A 16,298-nucleotide genomic window follows, 5' to 3' on the forward strand; every position below is an offset into this window, starting at 1 on the left:
CCCGTCAGTGCCTCGGGAGTCGCCTCCCGCGCGCCAGCCGGATCGTGGAGCGCCCGACGCTCGGGGTCGGCGAGCCGGACGGTGTACGCGAGCACACGAACCCGGTACGGGATGGTTCACCCGGTTTTCGTCTTGAGCCGCGTCGCCACCCACGCCCCCGCCAGCGCCACCCCCGCCATCGGCAGGAACACCGCCGCGAAGGCCGCCGGGTGGGTGCCGGAGGCGCCGTCGGTCGCGGCGTGGCCCGCGCCCACCGCGCCGCCGCCGAGGGCGGCGAACGCCGCGCCGCCCGCCGCGAGGAGCAGCACGTTCGACAGGGCGTCGGAGATCTGCAGCGCGGCCGAGTTGGCGCCGGCCTCCTCGGGCGCGGACAGCTTCAGCAGCAGCACACTGGTCGAGCCGATCACCAGCCCCATGCCGAAGCACCCGAAGCCCCAGGCGACCCCGACGGTCCACACCGGAACCGCTTCGATCAGCACGCTCGGCGCGGTGGCGATGGCCGCCGCGACCAGCAGCATGCCGAGCACGACCAGCCGTTCCCGGTACGGCTCGGTCTGCGGCCGGGACTGGACGTAGGAGCCCAGCGCCCAGGTCGCGCCGCCGACCGCCAGCGACAGGCCGGCCATGGTCGGGGAGAGGCCACGCTGGGTGACGAGCATCAGCGGGACGAAGGACTCGGCCGCGATGAACGACCCGGCCGCGACGCCCCGCAGCAGGACCACGGACGGCAGGCCGCGCGCCGCCCGGTACGTCCCGCGCGGCAGCAGACCGAGCGCGGAAGGTACGAGCAGCGCCGCGCCGAGGGCCGCGGGCAGCAGGGAGAGCCAGCGCAGGTCCTGGCCGGCGTACTGGAGGAAACCGGCGCCGATCGAGATGCCGAGGGCCAGCCGGATCCTGCGCCGGTCGAAGGCCGCCACGGGGGCGGACGGGTCGGCGGGCCCAGCGGCCGTGCGCCGGATCGCGGGCAGCGCGAGCGCGAGCGGCACGACGACCAGGGCGGGGATGCCGATGAACACCCAGCGCCAGCCGAGCTGCTCGGTGACCGTCCCGGCGGCGAGCGGCCCGACGACGGACGGGATCACCCAGCTCGCCGCGAACGCCGCCATGATCGCGGGCTGGAGCCGCCGGGGATAGGCGCGGCTGACCACGACGTACAGCGCGACGATGACCAGTCCGCCGCCCAGGCCCTGCACGGCCCGTCCGAGCACGAACACCCACATGACGCCGGCGGTGCCCGACAGCATCAGCCCCGCCGCGAAGGCGCTCATCCCGCCCGCGAGCGCGCCGAGCGGGCCCTTGCGGTCCGCCCACTGCCCGCTGACGACCATGCCGAAGAGGCTGGTGGTGAAGTACGCGGAGAAGGCGAAGGCGTACAGCGGGATGCCGTGCAGTTCGCGGGCGGCGACCGGCATGGCCGTACCGACGGCGGTGGCCTCGAAGGCGATCAGGAAGACGACGGCGACGATGCCGATGCTGAGCGCCCGGTGCTCACGACCGAGAACACCGCTTTGCTTGCCGTGGTGCTGGTGCCTGAGGTCCGGCCGGTCGTCGTGCGAGCCGTGATGGCTGCCGTCCTGCTCGGCGCCCCGCGCGGTGACCTGCTCCGCGACCTGTGCGGCGACCTGCTCGGCCGCCGGCTCGGCGGCCTGCGGATCGTCGTGCCGGCCGCCGCGCTCGTCGTCACGCTGGTCACGCTTGTGGTCACGCTGGTCACGCGTGTCGTCGGCAAAGGCTCCGGCTGCTGTCGCGGGGCGGGGAGCGACATCGGCGTCACTCGGCTCGAGGGGGACGGTCATGCGCTCAAGAGTAAGGGGCAAGAGTGCCATTGGGCCCTGTCGTTCGGCGGGACCGGACTGGTCCCTTCGTCGTACGACCATGAACGGCGTATGGCAGTCGTGTTGCGGCGCGGACCTGACCGTTGAGGTCCGCCGCACCGGCCCCGTACGGTCGAGGAGTTGGAACACACGGCCGTGTGCCCGAGTGGCTCAGGGGCTCGACTGCAACTCGAGTTACACCGGTTCGAATCCGGTCACGGCCTTTGCGGAGGCATTGCGCGCGGCCGCCCCTCGACGTGAGGGGCGGCCGCGCCGCGTCGAGGGACCGGCCGGTCGGCGGGTGGTCGACGGGTCGCGGCACAGGTGCCCACGGTGCCCACCGTGCCCACCGGCCGGACGATTCCTCCCGTTCCGCGGTTCCCCCGCGAGGATCATCGCGCTGAGTGAGGACTCGGTCGCCGGCTACGAACTCAGGTAGAGCGACGTCGGACTTCTTCCACAAGCACGTGCCTAGGAGTTCGGAACAGCCACCGCCGCCTGCGGCCGGATCGGCAGGCGGTTGATCGGGCGGCCCGTGGCCGCCCGGACCGCGGAAGCGACCGCGGCCGGGGACGTGACCACCGGTGCGGCGCTCGCGGGCTTGGCGCCGAAGGGGGCCACGACGTCGCGTTCCTCGACGAGTTTCACGATGCGGATGTCCGGCGCGTCCAGGGCTGTCGGGAGGGTGTAGCCGGTGAGGTCGGGGTGGCGGATCACGCCGCGGGCCGTACGGAGGTTCTCCGTGAGTGCCGCGCCGACGCCCTGGGTGACGCCCGCCTCTATCCGGGTGGCCAGTTGCGCGGGGTTGAGGACGCGGCCGACGTCCTGGGCCACCGCCATCTCGACCACGCGGACCGAGCCCAGTTCGATGTCGACGTCCACCACCGCGCGGATCGCGCAGAACGCCAGGCCGACGAAGGCGTCGCCCTGGCCCGACTCGTCGAGCGGCTCTGTGGGGTGGGGGCGGCACTGGGCCGTGGCCCAGAGTTCCTTGCCGTCCATCGCCTCGGTGACCGTCGTCGACAGGACACCGTCGTACGACGTGATCTTGCCGTCGGTGATCTGGAGCAGTTCGGTGGACATGCCGAACTTGTGGGCCAGCGGCTGGAGGAGCTGCGTGCGGACCATCTTCGCGGCGCGTTCGACCGCGCCGCCCGACACCCAGGTGTGACGGCCGTGGGCGGCCGGCCCGGCCGGGGGCTGGTCGGTGTCGACGGAGGCGACGCGGACGTCGTCGAGGCCCAGGGTCTCCTGGACGATCTGGCGGGCGAGCGTCGTGAATCCGGAGCCGGTCTCGACCGCCGCGCAGATGACCGTGGCGACTCCGTCGTGGACCTTGACCGTGGCCGTGGAGACCTCGTCGGTGCCTTCCGCGCCGAGCATGTGGACCATGCCGAGGGCGTAACCGACGCCGCGGCGTACCGCGCCCGGTTCGCCGGCTCCTTCGGGCCCACCCGGGAGGAGCCAGTCGTCCTCCGGGGAGTCCTTGGGGAGGGGCGGCAGCGGGAAGTCACGTACGGCCTCGAGCAGTTCGGCGACCGGGGCCGGGCAGGTGACGGTCTGTCCGGTGGGCAGGATGTCACCGGTGGCGAGGACGTTGCGCAGGCGGATCTCGGTCTGGTCCAGGCCGAGTTTCGCGGCGAGCTTGTCCATCTGCGCCTCGTACGCGGCGCAGACCTGCATCGCTCCCTCGCCCCGTACATGTCCGGAGGGCGGGTTGTTCGTGCGCACCGCCCAGCCCTCGATGTGGGCGTGCGGGACGACGTACGGACCGCAGGCGAACGCGACGGCGGCGGCCAGCGACTCGGAGGAGGCGTCGGCGTACGCGCCGGCGTCGAGCAGCAGCTGCGCCTCGACCTTGACGAGGTGGCCCTCCGCGTCCGCGTGGTGCCGGTAGCGCAGCAGCGTCGGGTGGCGGTGGGCGTGGCCGAGGAAGGACTCCTCGCGGGTGGCGGCGAGTTTGACCGGGCAGCCGGTACGAAGTGCGAGCAGGCCGAGGGGGAGCTGGAAGCCCGGGTCCTCGCGGTCGCCCGTCGCACCCGGTACGCCGGTGACGACGACCTTGACGCGTTCCGGTTCGAGGCCGAAGCAGGACGCGGCGAGGTCGCGGTCCGTGTGCGGGTCGGTGGAGGCCACGTAGAGCTCGACGCCGCCGTCGGGGCGGGGCACCGCGAGGCCGGCCTCGGCGCCGATGGGGGCCGGGTCCTGGCGGCCGATGCGGTACAGGCCCTCGACGATCACCTCGCCCGTCACGTCCGGGTCTCCGTAGCGGAGCGGGATGTGGCGGATGAGGTTGCCGTCGGGGTGCAGCGGTTCGGCGGCGAAGGCCTTCTCGGGGTCGGTGACCGGATCGAGGACCTCGTACTCCACCGCGATGGCCGCCGCGGCGAGACGGGCCGTGTCGGGGTGGTCGGCGGCGACCGCGGCGATCGCCTCGCCGTGGTGGCGGACGATCTCCGACGCGAAGACGGGCCGGTCGGCGATGCGCCTGCCGTACGCGCCGTCCCCGGGGATGTCCTGGTGGGTGATCACCGCGTGTACGCCCGGCATCTCGACGGCCGCGGACGTGTCCACGGACACGATGCGGGCGTGCGGGTGCGGCGAGCGCAGCAGCGCGGCCCACAGCAGGCCCTCCGCCCACAGGTCGGAGGCGTAGGGGAACGTGCCCTCGCTCTTGGCACGGGTGTCGGCGGCGGGGAGCGACGCGCCGAGGCCGTGGGCAGGAGCCTCCGGCCGGGGACTGTCGACCGGCTGCGGCATCGCAGTGGTGGCCGCGTCGTTGCTCACGCCATGCCTCCGTCGTGCGGGTGAATCTGCACACTACCTGCGCCGGGCGCCGCCTGGTGGGGGATGCGGGCTTCGTCACCGGCCTCCGCCTCCTCGGCGGCGGCGGTGGCGCTCGCCGCGCGTTCGGCGACCACCTCGCGCACGGCGTCGAGGACACCGCGGTAGCCGGAGCAGCGGCAGAGGTTGCCGCACAGGGCCTGGCGGGTCTCCAGTTCCGTGGGGGCGTGGTTGCCCTCGAGGAGGTCGTGGACGGTCATCGCCATGCCGGGGATGCAGAAGCCGCACTGGACGGCGCCGCACGCCGCCAGCGCCCGCTGGACGTCGGAGGGTTCGCCGTCGGCGGCGAGGCCTTCGACCGTACGCACCTCGGAGCCCGCGGCGGTCGCCGCGGGGACCAGGCAGGAGGCGACGAGCCGGCCGTCGACCTGCACGTTGCAGGCGCCGCACTCGCCCTGGGAGCAGCCGTCCTTGGCGCCGGCGAGGCCGAGGCGCTCGCGCAGGACGTAGAGCAGGGACTCGCCTATCCAGGCGTCGCTGACCGGGCGGTCGGTGCCGTTGACGCGCAGGACGTACGAGGTGGGCGGGTGCTCCTCGGTCCCGGCGGGCGGCACGGCCGCGGCGGCAGGGGCGGGGTCGGCCGGCACGGCCTCGCCCTCGGTGTCGGTGTGGGCCTCGGGCTTCGCTTCGGCCTGGGGTCCGGCCGCCGGCTCGGGCTCGGGCCCGGATTCGGACCGGGATCCGGGCTCGGGCCGGGATTCAGGACCGGCAGACCTCTCGGCGGGTTCCCGCACCATGGCGGCGGGCTCGGCACGCTCGGCCGCCGCCGCGTCCCCTTCGGCGGCCGGCTCGGAGATTACCGGCTCCGGCACGGACCCGGCAGGCTCCTCCGGACGCTGCGACTCGTCCGCCGCCCACGGCGCGGAGGCGCCGCCCGGCAGCGTCGCCCAAGGCGCGGGCGCACCTCCGGGGAGCGTCGCGGACGGGGTCGTACCCGCCCAGGGAGCGTCGGCACCGGGCGGAAGCGGGAACTCGCCGGAGTCGGAGTCGGAGTCGGAGTCGGACGCCGCGGCGGGCTCCGCCTCGTGCGCCTCCGCGAACTCCGAGAACTGTGGGAACTCCGGGAAGTGCGGGGCCCCCTGGGGCCCTTGGGCCGACGGGGACCCCTGCAGCGCCCGGGACTCCCCGAACTCCGCGGACTCACGCACCTCATAGGCCTCGCGCGCATCACGCATATCACGCACATTCGGGGCATCCTGCGCATCGTGCGCATCCCGGAACCCGTGGGCGTCGTGGGCGTCATGGGCGTTGTGCGCCTCGTGAACGTCCTGGGACTCGCGGAAGGCCCACTGCCCCGTCTCGTTCACATTCACGTTCGTGTTCGCGTCGGACTCGCCGCCCGCCCCCTGCCCGGCAGGCTCCGGCCACGGCGTCGCCCAGCCGCCGGGCGCCGTCGGGTCCGTCCCCGCGAGGGGCGTCAGCGGCCTGATCATCGGCGGTACGTAGCCGTGCCCCGGCGCCTCGAGCGGGGCGGCGTCGGAGGTGGTGAACTCCTGGGGCAGCTGGAAGAAGGCCGTGGCCTCGGCGTCGTACTCGCCGCCCTGCGGCGTGGGCCGCCAGCCGCCGCCCTGGTCCTCGTACGAGCCGTACGAATCACCGTAGGAACCCTGCGGCGGCTCGTGCCGGCCGTACGCCTCCCCGTGCTCGTGCTGCCCGTAGGGCTGCTGCTCGTACTGCCCGTACGACTCGCCTTGTTCGTACTGCTCGTACGGCTCCGCGTCACCGTGCTGCCCGTACGGCTCGCCGTCACCGTGCTGCCCGTACGGTCCCCCCTGGCCCTGCTGCCGGCCGTAGGGGTCCTGCTGGTCCTGACCCTCGTACCGGTCGCCGCGGCGATCCGGCTCGAAGCCCTCCGGGAGCTCCTGGAACTCCGGCGGAAGGCCGTGCGGGTTGTTCTCGTTGCTCACGACAGCGCCCTCCCCAGTGCCCGTCGGGCCAGCGCGGCGACGGTGCGCCGCAGATGCAGTACGGCCGGCGACAGCACCGGTTGCTCCTCGCCCTCGGGCGCCGGCGCCGGGTCGGGGATGCACGCCGCGGCGACGTACTCACCGAACGCGGTCAGCGCCTCACCCTCGAGGCCCCGCTCGCCGTCCCAGTCGATGAGCGAACCGATCCACCGCTCGGCCTCGAGCGGCCGCAGCGGCATGGGCGCGATGGCGCCCACCGCGCAGCGCACACCGCGCCGGGCCGGGTCGAGGACGAGGGCCACGGAGGCCGTGGCGCGGCCGGGGCCGGTGCGGCCGGTCGCCTTCAGGAAGACCTGCGGGGCGTGCAGGAGGGGTACGCGTACGAAGCCGATCAGCTCGGCCGGGCCGAGCATCTCCCGGCCGGCCAGCAGGTGCGACACGGGGATCTCGCGGCGGGCACCGCCCGGGCCCGCGATCACGAGGTCGGCCTCGAGCGCGGCCAGCACCGGCAGGCTGTCGCCGGTGGGCGCGGAGCTGGCGATGTTGCCGCCGAGCGTGCCCGCGTTGCGGATCTGGGGCGGCCCGGCCGCACGCGCGGACGCGGCGAGCGCGGGGATGAGGGCGGCGAAGTCGGGCCGGCCCATCCGGGCGTGGGTGAGGCCGGCGCCGAGCAGGGCGTGCCCGTCCTGGTAGCGCCAGCCGCGGATCTCGCTGATGCGGCCGAGGCCGACGAGGCCCGCGGGGCGGAGCTGGCCCTTGTTGACCGCGGCCATGAGGTCGGTGCCGCCCGCGACGGGGACGGCGGCGGGCATGGCGCTGAGCGCCGCCACGGCCTCGTCGAGCGAGGCCGGCAGCGTCACCGACTGTGCCGTTCGCGGTGCGTGCGTGGTCACCAAGCTGCCCCTTCCCGGTGTCCCGGCTGTCCCGCCTGTGTTGCCGTACCGTACGTGCTCACAGGCCGGACGTGGCAACTCTGGCACATCTTCCGGGCGGACCGACGGGAGGGTCCGCGAAGGGTGCATCCGCCCCCACAAGTGCGGGCCCGCGACAATCGTCCGGTTTCGTACTCCCGTACCGCCACGGGCGGAATGCCGTTCTTCAGCGGCGCTTGTACGCCTTTCTCCTTGCCGTGCCACCCTCCTACCGTCTCAGGGCCGGGACCGCCGGGAGGCGGCCTCCGGCCGGGCTCACACGTTCGGGGGCACACCGTCGATCGGACGTCCGGCGACGCCGGGGCGCCGCTGCCACGGCAACGGGCCGCCGGGGGGCCGGTAGTGGACGCCGAGCGCGTCAAGGCGGGCGTAGTGGACGGTCATTCGGCGCTCGAAATCGGCGAAGTCGCGCTCCGTCGACGGGGGCAGCGTGGACCAGGCGACCTCGGCGAACGCGGCGAGCCGCGGGAAGACCTGGTAGTCGACGCGGCCACTGTCCTGCATCACCTCGGTCCAGACGTTCGCCTGGGTGCCCAGTACGTGCCGGGCGGCTTCCGGGGAGAGCGCCGGCGGTACGGGCTCGAAGCGGTAGACGTCCTCGAGGGTGCGCACGTAGCCGATGGGCATGGGCTCGTCGTCGCCGGCGGCCTGCCGGTGGTCCAGGTAGACCTGCTGCTCCGGGCACATGACGACGTCGTGGCCGGCCTCCGCGGCGGCGATGCCCCCCTGGTATCCGCGCCAGGAGGAGACGGCCGCGCCGGGCGCCAGGCCTCCTTCGAGGATCTCGTCCCAGCCGATGAGGCGGCGGCCGCGGTCCGCGAGCCAACGGTCGAAGTGCCTGATGAACCACGACTGGAGCTCGTCCTCGTCGGCCAGGCCGAGTTCCTTGATGCGTGCCTGGGCGGCGGCCGACACCTTCCACTGGTCCTTGGGGCACTCGTCGCCGCCGATGTGCACGAACTCGGACGGGAAGAGGTCGAGGACCTCCTCGAGCACGCCCTCGTAGAAGCGGAGGGTGCTGTCGGTGGGGGCGAGTACGTTGGGGGTGATGCCCCAGTTGTCCCAGACGGTCAGGGAGGTCGTGTCGATGACGTCGGTGTTGCCCAGTTCCGGATACGCGGCGATGGCGGCCTGCGAGTGCCCGGGGACGTCGATCTCGGGGACGACGGTGATGTGCCGTTCGGCGGCGTAGGCGACGATCTCCCGGATGTCGTCCTGGGTGTAGTAACCGCCGTGGGGGGCCTCGTCCCAGAGCGGTGAGGCCCGGTGTCCGTATTTCGTCCGCGACCTCCAGGCGCCCACCTCGGTGAGCCTCGGGTGGCGCTTGATCTCGATGCGCCAGCCCTGGTCGTCGGTGAGGTGGAAGTGGAAGACGTTGAGCTTGTGCGCGGCGAGCAGGTCGAGGTAGCGCAGCACGCCCTCCTTGGGCATGAAGTGCCGTGACACGTCGAGCATGAGGCCGCGCCAGGAGAACCGGGGCGCGTCCTCGATGACGGTGTACGGCACCTCCCAGCGCCGGTCCGTCGCCACGGGCGCCCTGCGGTACGCATCGGGCCCCAGGAGCTGACGGAGCGTCTGCACGCCCCAGAACACGCCGGCGGCCCCGCCGCCGTGGACGGTGATGCCGTCGCCGTCGACGCACAGCTTGTAGCCCTCGGGGCCGAGGTGCCCGGCGTCCGCGGTATCGACGCGCAGCCGTATCGTCCGCCCGTCGTCACCGGCGCCGGGCGCCAGCGGCAGCCCTGTCGCCGCGCCCAGGTCGGCGCGCAACCGGCGCTCGGCGCCTTCGGTGCCGGGGCCCGCGTCGATGACGGTGGACCCGTCGAGCACGACTGCGCCGTCGCGTGTCTTGCCGCTGCGCGGCAGGGGGAGGACATCCATCAGGTCCGCCTTTCGAGTCGGTCGACCACGGCGGGCACGGCACGACGCCGGCCTGCCAGGGGCCCGGCGGCCCCGGGTACGCGGGCGCGGGGCGCCCTCACGGTCAGTCCTTCACCGCGCCGCCCAGCCCGGAGACCAGACGTCGCTGTACGAGTACGAAGAAGACCAGGACCGGCACGGTCATCACCGTCGATCCCGCCATGATTCCGCCCCAGTCGTTCTCGTCGGGCTTGAAGAAGACCAGCAGCGCCATCGGCAGGGTCGACTGCGAAGTGTCGCTGATGATGAACGACTTGGCGAACAGGAAGTCGTTCCAGGTCGAGATGAACGAGAACACGCTCGTCGCCACCAGGCCGGGGAGGACCAGCGGGAAGAGGATCTGCCACAGGAAGCGCGCGCGGCTCGCTCCGTCGATGTACGCCGCCTCCTCCAGCGCCTCCGGAACGGCCTTGACGAAGCCGCGCAGCATCCAGATCGCGAACGGCAGCGAGAAGGCGATGTGCGGCAGGATCAGCGAGCCGAGGGTGTTGAGCTGCCCGAAGTCGCGCATCAGGAAGAACAGCGGAATCGTCAGCGCCTCGATCGGGACCATCTGTGCCACCAGGAACATGATGAGCAGCGTCGTACGGAACCTGAAACGGAACCGGGTGACCGCGGTGGCGGCCAGGAAGGCGATCAGCGCGGAGGCGACGACGACCGTGCCGGCGACGATCAGGCTGTTGACGAAATACCGGCCGAATTCCTCCTGTTGGAAGACCCGCCGGAACGAGTCAAGCGACGGGGAAAGCGTCCACGGCTTCGAGTCCGTCGACTGGATCTCCCCGGCGGGTTTGAAGGCGGAGAGGACCATCCAGTACAGCGGGAAGGCGACGACGATCGCGATGACCAGCGCCGTGGCCTCCGCCAGCAGCCGCCCGGGGCGCCGCACCCTCAGCGACGTGGGAATCAGGCTCATATCTCTTCTCCCTCACGGCGCAGCAGCCGCAGATACACGAGCGTGACCGCCAGCAGAATCAGCAGCATGACGACGCCGATCGCGGAGCCCAGGCTGTACTGGGAGGACGCGAAGGCCTTCTGATAGGCGTACACATTGAGCACGAGATTCTGGCCGGCGATGCCTCCGCCGTTCGTCATCACATAGATCTGGGTGAAGACCTTGAAGTCCCAGATGACCGACTGGATGGTGACCACCACGAGAATGGGCCGCAGGATCGGCGCCATGACGGACCGCCAGATGCGCCATGGTGAGGCGCCGTCCAGCGAGGCCGCCTCGAGCACCTCTCCCGGAATGGCCTTGATGCCCGCGTACACGGTCACCATCACGAACGGGAACGAGCACCACACGACTTCGAACAGGACGAGCGCGAAGGCGCTGAGGCGTCCGTACGTCCAGGAGAAGTCGCCCAGTCCCAGCATCCGGTTGACGGGGCCGTAGTCGGGGTCGAAGAGGAAGACCCACACGGTGGAGCCGGTGATGGCCGGGGTCGCCCAGGCGCCGAGCGCCGCCATCATCAGCGCGAGCCGCGGCAGGGCGCGTACGCGGGTCAGCAGCACGGCCAGCGCGCAGCCGACGGCGAGCGTGGAGACCACGCACGCGGCCGCGAAGAGCACCGTGGCGAGGAGCACCTGCCAGAACTGGCTGTCGGCGAGGAGTGTCCGGTAGTTGCCGAGGCCCTGGAAGGTGGTCGGTTCACCGCCGCTGACCTGTGCCTGCGTGTATTCGAGGAAGGAGATCAGGCCGAGTTGGTAGATCGGGTAGACGAGCAGCCCGGCGAGCACCACCAGGGCGGGTGCGAGATAGAGCCAGGGTGTCCAGGCCCCGCTGCGCCGTGCGGGCCCGGCCGGGGGCGCGGTCGTGTCCTGCGGGCGGGCCGCGGTCCCCGCGGGGGCCACGGCCGGCTCCGCCGCGGTCTTGTGGGCCATGGGCTCAGCCCGCGTCGGTGAACGCGGCGTCCATCTTGTCGGCGGCGTCGCTCGAGGCCGCGGCCACGTCCTTCTTGCCGCTGATGATCTCCTGGAACATGGTCGGCAGGACGAGCGAGGCGTCGATCCGGCCCCAGGCGGGCGAGGCCGGGACGAACTTGGCGCCGGCGCCGAGGGTCCGGATGAAGGGCGCGACGAACGGCTGCTTCTTCGCCGCCTCCGCGCGCACATCGGTGTACGTGGGCAGGAAGCCCATCGCGTCGAAGAGCTTGCCCTGGGACTCCTTGCCCGCGAGCCGCTTCATCAGGTCCACCGCCAGGGTGCGGTGCGAGCTGCTCTTGAGCACGCCGATGTTGTTGCCGCCCGCGAACGCCGGGGCGATCTCACCGGCCTTCAGCCCCGGCAGCGGTACGACCGCGTACCTGCCCTTGACCGCGCCGGACTCGACGGCCTGATGGCTGAAGTCGCCGCCGATCGCCATGGCCGCGTTGCCGGCGGCGAAGGCGGTGATGACGGCGTTGCCGCCCATGGCGGCGCACTTGGCGGCCGGGCAGTTGTCGTCGCCGAAGAGGGACGTGTACGCCTTGATGCCCTTCTGCGCGGCGGCGCTGTCGATGGCGGACTCGTAGGAGCCGCCGTTCTCCTGTGCCAGTTCGCCGCCGTTGGCCCAGATGAACGGCATCGCGCCGTAGGTGTAGGCGCCGCCCACGGCGAGACCGTAGAGGTCCGGCTTCTCCTTGTGGATCTTCTTCGCGGTGGCGATGAGCTCGTCCTGGGTCCTGGGCACCGCGATGCCGAGGTCCTTGAAGACGTCGGTGCGGTAGTAGAGCGCGCGGACGCCGACGAAGAGAGGCGCTCCGTAGACCTTTCCGTCGACCGTGACGGACTGCCGTGCGGTCGGGTCGGTGTCCTTGGCCTCGTCCCAGGCGCCGAACTCGGTGGTCACGTCGGCGAGTCCGCCGTCCTTGACGTAGCCGGCGGTGTCGGTGTTGCCGTACTCGATCAGGTCGGGGGCGCTCTTGGGGTCGTTGAACGCCGCCTTGATCCTCTGGGCCCGGCTCTCGACCGGTATGTACTCGATCTCGACCTCGGCGCCCTTGTGCGCCTTCTCGAACGCGGCGACCGCCGCGTCGACGACCTGCTCCTTGGGCTTGTTGTGGACCTCCTGGAACAGCCAGACCCGCAGCGTGCCGCTCTTGTCGTCCTGCTGGGCGCTGTTGCCGGAGGTCTGCGGGGCACAGGCGGTGGCGGTGAGGCCGGCCAGTGCGAGGGCCGCGGCGGTGGCGGCGACTCTGGAGACGAGCTTCATGCGTGATCCCCTACGAAGTGAGCGTTGCAGCATACGCAACGGGTGTTTCGCCATGCACAACACGCAGGAGGCTAGGCCCGCCTGAACGGCCGTACAAGAGGGACGCGAGAGGTCTCAACCACTCTGTGACCGGAGGAAGCACCCTGTGCAACGGCGCACCGCACGCGAACGGCCCCCGGGCGCGCCGAAGCGCGTCCCGGGGGCCGTTGTACGGGCTGGGGGGCGAGGAGCTACTTCTTGTCCTTGCCGCTGCCGCTCTTGCCCTTGTCCTTGTCGCCACCGGCGCCCATGGACTCGTAGATCTCCTTGCACATGGGGCAGACCGGGTACTTCTTGGGGTCACGCCCCGGCACCCAGACCTTCCCGCACAGTGCCACCACGGGAGTGCCGTCGAGGGCGCTCGCCATGATCTTGTCCTTCTGGACGTAATGGGCGAAGCGCTCGTGGTCGCCGTCGCCGTGCGACACCTGTGGTGTCGGCTCTACGAGGGTCCCCGTGCCTGTCCCGCGCTCGGGCTCAAGAGTGCTCATGGGCTCCAAGGGTACTCATCGCGCGGTCTCTACGGGAGCAAGGCCCTGTCCGTCTTGCCCCGGGCGGGTCAGTTCATGCTCGGGTCGTCGGGATACGTGGCGAACATGGCCAGCTCGTTGCGCTGGCGCCGCAGCACCGAGCGCCACAGGCTCTCCGGCGCGGGCGAGGACACGTCCCCCGGCTCCGACTCGACGACGTACCAGGCACCGTCCTGCAGCTCGTCCTCCAGCTGACCCGGACCCCAGCCCGCGTACCCGGCGAAGATCCGCAGGGAGCCGAGGGCGCCGCCGAGCAGTTCGGGGGGCGCCTCCAGGTCGACGAGGCCGATCGCGCCGTACACCCGACGCCAGCCGAGAGGGCCCTCGTCGCCGGGGATCACGGCGACGCCGAGGGCGGAGTCCAGGGCGACAGGGCCGCCCTGGAATACGACACCCGGCTCACCTGCCAGCGCCGCCCACGACTCCAGGATGTCCTCCACGACCACCGGGGTCGGCCTGTTGAGGATCACGCCGAGGGAACCCTCGTCGTCGTGATCGAGCAGCAGGACCACCGCCCGGTCGAAGTTCGGGTCCGCCAGGGCGGGCGCGGCGACGAGCAGCCGCCCTGTGAGCGAGGACACCTCGGTCATGCCAGACATGATCCCGCATCTTTCCCCTTCGCGGAGCCCGAGCGGCCCACTCGCTGCCGCCCGGACGATGGGCGCAGCTCAGAGGGCGGAGCCCCGGACAGGTGTCCGAAGGGTGGGACGGTGACCGTGCGCGAGGCCCGGCGGACGGAGCGTATTGTGCCCGATTCATTACGTCCGAGAACGGTCCGCGGGCTTACAACTTAGGGGCTCTGCCCCCTTACCCTTTCCTCTGGCCCCCCGTCCGACACTCCTCCTGGCTCTGCCTGGGGGACCACTTCCGGAACGCGAGATTCATGACCGGCACTGACGATGTACTGCTTGTCCACGGCGGAACCCCGCTCGAGGGCGAGATCCGCGTCCGCGGCGCGAAGAACCTCGTGCCCAAGGCGATGGTCGCGGCCCTGCTCGGCAGCGAACCGAGCCGGCTGCGCAACGTGCCGGACATCCGTGACGTCAGAGTCGTACGCGGGCTGCTGCAGCTGCACGGGGTGACGGTCCGCCCCGGTGAGGAGCCGGGCGAGCTCGTCCTCGACCCGACGTACGTCGAGAGCGCGAACGTCGCCGACATCGATGCCCACGCGGGCTCGTCGCGCATTCCGATCCTCTTCTGCGGCCCGTTGCTGCACCGCCTCGGCCACGCCTTCATCCCCGGCCTCGGGGGCTGCGACATCGGCGGCCGGCCCATCGACTTCCACTTCGACGTGCTGCGCCAGTTCGGCGCGACGATCGAGAAGCGCGCGGACGGACAGTACCTGGAGGCCCCGCAGCGGCTGCGCGGCACGAAGATCCGACTGCCGTACCCGTCGGTCGGCTCGACCGAGCAGGTGCTGCTCACGGCCGTGCTCGCCGAGGGCGTCACCGAGCTGACCAACGCCGCGGTGGAGCCGGAGATCGAGGACCTCATCTGCGTACTGCAGAAGATGGGCGCGATCATCTCCATGGACACCGACCGGACCATCCGGATCACCGGTGTCGACAAGCTCGGCGGCTACACCCACCGTGCCCTCCCGGACCGCTTGGAGGCGGCGTCCTGGGCGTCGGCGGCGCTGGCCACCGAAGGCGACATCTACGTGCGCGGTGCCCAGCAGCGCTCGATGATGACGTTCCTCAACACGTACCGGAAGGTCGGTGGCGCCTTCAAGATCGACGACGAGGGCATCCGCTTCTGGCACCCCGGCGGCCGGCTCAAGTCCATCGCGCTCGAGACGGACGTCCACCCCGGTTTCCAGACCGACTGGCAGCAGCCGCTGGTGGTCGCCCTCACGCAGGCGACGGGGCTGTCGATCGTCCACGAGACGGTGTACGAGTCCCGGCTCGGCTTCACGTCCGCGCTGAACCAGATGGGCGCGCACATCCAGCTGTACCGGGAATGCCTCGGCGGCTCGCACTGCCGCTTCGGCCAGCGCAACTTCCTGCACTCCGCGGTCGTCTCCGGCCCGACCAAGCTCCAGGGCGCGGACCTGGTCATCCCCGACCTGCGCGGCGGCTTCTCGTACCTGATCGCGGCACTGGCCGCGCAGGGGACGAGCCGGGTGCACGGGATCGACCTGATCAACCGAGGCTACGAGAACTTCATGGAGAAGCTCGAGAAGCTCGGCGCGAAGGTGGAACTGCCCGGGGGCCCGATCGTCTGACGGCCCCTACGACGCCGACGGCCCCCACGGAGCACATCCGCGGGGGCCGTCGCCGTTCCCGTAACCGGGCTCCGCCCGGACCCGGTACCGCGCTCCGCGAAATCAGCCTCGCCGGCGATTGAGGCGCGGGGGTCCGGGGGGGGCGGAGCCCCCGGTTACGGGAAGGGGCGGGGTGGGGAACAGCCCGCCGCAGGCGCGTGACGCGCCCTCCGCGCCCCGTACACGCAGAAGGGCGGCCACCCGGACCCGGGTGGCCGCCCTCACGCTGCCGAAGGCCTTACTTGCCCTTGGCGGCTTCCTTGAGCTTCGAGCCCGCGGAGACCTTCACGCTGTAGCCGGCCGGGATCTGGATCGGGTCGCCGGTCTGCGGGTTCCGAGCGGTGCGAGCGGCACGGTGGGTGCGCTCGAAGGTCAGGAAGCCGGGGATGGTGACCTTCTCGTCGCCCTTGGCGACGACCTCGCCGACGGTCTCGGCGAGAGCGGCCAGAACGGCGTCGGCGTCCTTGCGGGTCACCTCGGCGCGGTCGGCCAGCGCGGCCACCAGCTCACTGCGGTTCATTTTGTTACTCCCGTGTTCTTCTTGCCTGTGAGGCGTGGATCGAAGCCGATGCTGCCAGGGCCCTCGGACAGTCCCCGGACCCGGGTCTGCTGTCAGACCCCTCCGCGCCCGCGGGGCTTCCCCCAGGACGCAGGTCCTCGGGGAAGCATCCTGCCCCCACCAGCGGCGGGAAAGCCAATCCGGCACCCTCCGGAGTCACACGAAGGCCACCACTGCCTCGTCGTGGTGACGTTCCGTCGACTCCCTCGAGACTCGTCGGGGCGGGCATGCCGGGGCCGCGTGCTCCCTGATCCGCCACCCTAAAGGGGGGTTTGCAACCCCGCGACCCGCGACGCG

The 16,298-nt window shown here is 71.8% G+C and carries 12 protein-coding genes and 1 tRNA gene; 2 read left to right on the top strand and 11 right to left on the bottom strand.

Going from position 1 to position 16,298, the window contains the following annotated elements; all coding sequences use genetic code 11:
- Positions 1-116: 116 nt before the first annotated feature.
- Positions 117-1,796, bottom strand: a complete 1,680-nt coding sequence (locus AB0K36_RS15005) for an MFS transporter (protein WP_364593434.1) — start codon at positions 1,794-1,796, stop codon at positions 117-119.
- 170 nt (positions 1,797-1,966) lie between these two features.
- Between AB0K36_RS15005 and AB0K36_RS15010 the strand changes: the two genes are divergently transcribed.
- Positions 1,967-2,038: transfer RNA gene (locus AB0K36_RS15010), tRNA-Cys, on the top strand.
- Between the two features lie 247 nt (positions 2,039-2,285).
- Here AB0K36_RS15010 and AB0K36_RS15015 read toward each other — a convergent pair.
- The 9 genes from AB0K36_RS15015 to AB0K36_RS15055 all read right to left on the bottom strand — a co-directional run bounded on the left by AB0K36_RS15015 (position 2,286) and on the right by AB0K36_RS15055 (position 13,769).
- Positions 2,286-4,601, bottom strand: a complete 2,316-nt coding sequence (locus AB0K36_RS15015; protein ID WP_435877864.1) for a xanthine dehydrogenase family protein molybdopterin-binding subunit — start codon at positions 4,599-4,601, stop codon at positions 2,286-2,288.
- Positions 4,598-6,565, bottom strand: a complete 1,968-nt coding sequence (locus AB0K36_RS15020) for a 2Fe-2S iron-sulfur cluster-binding protein (RefSeq protein WP_364593437.1) — start codon at positions 6,563-6,565, stop codon at positions 4,598-4,600. The genes AB0K36_RS15015 and AB0K36_RS15020 overlap by 4 nt, the downstream gene beginning before the upstream one ends.
- On the bottom strand, positions 6,562-7,458 hold the full coding sequence (locus tag AB0K36_RS15025; RefSeq protein WP_189467389.1) for an FAD binding domain-containing protein: 897 nt from the start codon (positions 7,456-7,458) through the stop codon (positions 6,562-6,564). The genes AB0K36_RS15020 and AB0K36_RS15025 overlap by 4 nt, the downstream gene beginning before the upstream one ends.
- Before the next feature lie 294 nt (positions 7,459-7,752).
- Positions 7,753-9,378 carry a beta-N-acetylhexosaminidase gene (locus tag AB0K36_RS15030; protein WP_364593440.1) on the bottom strand — a complete coding sequence of 542 codons (1,626 nt, stop codon included), beginning with the start codon at positions 9,376-9,378 and terminating at the stop codon, positions 7,753-7,755.
- 103 nt (positions 9,379-9,481) lie between these two features.
- Positions 9,482-10,333 carry a carbohydrate ABC transporter permease gene (locus tag AB0K36_RS15035; protein ID WP_364593443.1) on the bottom strand — a complete coding sequence of 284 codons (852 nt, stop codon included), beginning with the start codon at positions 10,331-10,333 and terminating at the stop codon, positions 9,482-9,484.
- Positions 10,330-11,301, bottom strand: coding sequence for a carbohydrate ABC transporter permease (locus AB0K36_RS15040; RefSeq protein WP_364593446.1), 972 nt, complete (start codon positions 11,299-11,301; stop codon positions 10,330-10,332). Before AB0K36_RS15040 ends, AB0K36_RS15035 begins: the two co-directional genes overlap by 4 nt.
- Before the next feature lie 4 nt (positions 11,302-11,305).
- Entirely contained in the window at positions 11,306-12,610 is a 1,305-nt protein-coding gene (locus AB0K36_RS15045) for an extracellular solute-binding protein (protein ID WP_364593449.1), read from the bottom strand.
- A gap of 230 nt (positions 12,611-12,840) precedes the next feature.
- On the bottom strand, positions 12,841-13,140 hold the full coding sequence (locus tag AB0K36_RS15050; protein ID WP_005316940.1) for a DUF3039 domain-containing protein: 300 nt from the start codon (positions 13,138-13,140) through the stop codon (positions 12,841-12,843).
- A 68-nt stretch (positions 13,141-13,208) separates the two neighbouring features.
- Complete coding sequence (locus tag AB0K36_RS15055; protein ID WP_364593453.1) at positions 13,209-13,769, bottom strand: YqgE/AlgH family protein; 561 nt, start codon at positions 13,767-13,769, stop codon at positions 13,209-13,211.
- A gap of 293 nt (positions 13,770-14,062) precedes the next feature.
- On the opposite strand from AB0K36_RS15055, the gene murA reads away from it, so the two are divergent.
- Complete coding sequence (murA, locus tag AB0K36_RS15060; RefSeq protein WP_364593456.1) at positions 14,063-15,403, top strand: UDP-N-acetylglucosamine 1-carboxyvinyltransferase; 1,341 nt, start codon at positions 14,063-14,065, stop codon at positions 15,401-15,403.
- A 277-nt stretch (positions 15,404-15,680) separates the two neighbouring features.
- On the opposite strand, the gene AB0K36_RS15065 is transcribed toward murA, so the two are convergent.
- Complete coding sequence (locus tag AB0K36_RS15065) at positions 15,681-15,962, bottom strand: HU family DNA-binding protein (protein ID WP_004571953.1); 282 nt, start codon at positions 15,960-15,962, stop codon at positions 15,681-15,683.
- Positions 15,963-16,298 lie beyond the last annotated feature (336 nt).

The sequence above is a fragment of the Streptomyces kurssanovii genome (assembly GCF_040677245.1).
GTDB lineage: Bacteria > Actinomycetota > Actinomycetes > Streptomycetales > Streptomycetaceae > Streptomyces > Streptomyces kurssanovii.

What these genes read in the sequence shown, in the direction of transcription:
- AB0K36_RS15005 (WP_364593434.1), bottom strand. Translation starts at nt 1,796, where the DNA reads ATGACCGTCCCCCTCGAGCCGAGTGACGCCGATGTCGCTCCCCGCCCC.
- AB0K36_RS15030 (WP_364593440.1), bottom strand. Translation starts at nt 9,378, where the DNA reads ATGGATGTCCTCCCCCTGCCGCGCAGCGGCAAGACACGCGACGGCGCA.
- AB0K36_RS15035 (WP_364593443.1), bottom strand. Translation starts at nt 10,333, where the DNA reads ATGAGCCTGATTCCCACGTCGCTGAGGGTGCGGCGCCCCGGGCGGCTG.
- AB0K36_RS15040 (WP_364593446.1), bottom strand. Translation starts at nt 11,301, where the DNA reads ATGGCCCACAAGACCGCGGCGGAGCCGGCCGTGGCCCCCGCGGGGACC.
- AB0K36_RS15045 (WP_364593449.1), bottom strand. Translation starts at nt 12,610, where the DNA reads ATGAAGCTCGTCTCCAGAGTCGCCGCCACCGCCGCGGCCCTCGCACTG.
- AB0K36_RS15050 (WP_005316940.1), bottom strand. Translation starts at nt 13,140, where the DNA reads ATGAGCACTCTTGAGCCCGAGCGCGGGACAGGCACGGGGACCCTCGTA.
- AB0K36_RS15055 (WP_364593453.1), bottom strand. Translation starts at nt 13,769, where the DNA reads ATGACCGAGGTGTCCTCGCTCACAGGGCGGCTGCTCGTCGCCGCGCCC.
- murA (WP_364593456.1), top strand. Translation starts at nt 14,063, where the DNA reads ATGACCGGCACTGACGATGTACTGCTTGTCCACGGCGGAACCCCGCTC.
- AB0K36_RS15065 (WP_004571953.1), bottom strand. Translation starts at nt 15,962, where the DNA reads ATGAACCGCAGTGAGCTGGTGGCCGCGCTGGCCGACCGCGCCGAGGTG.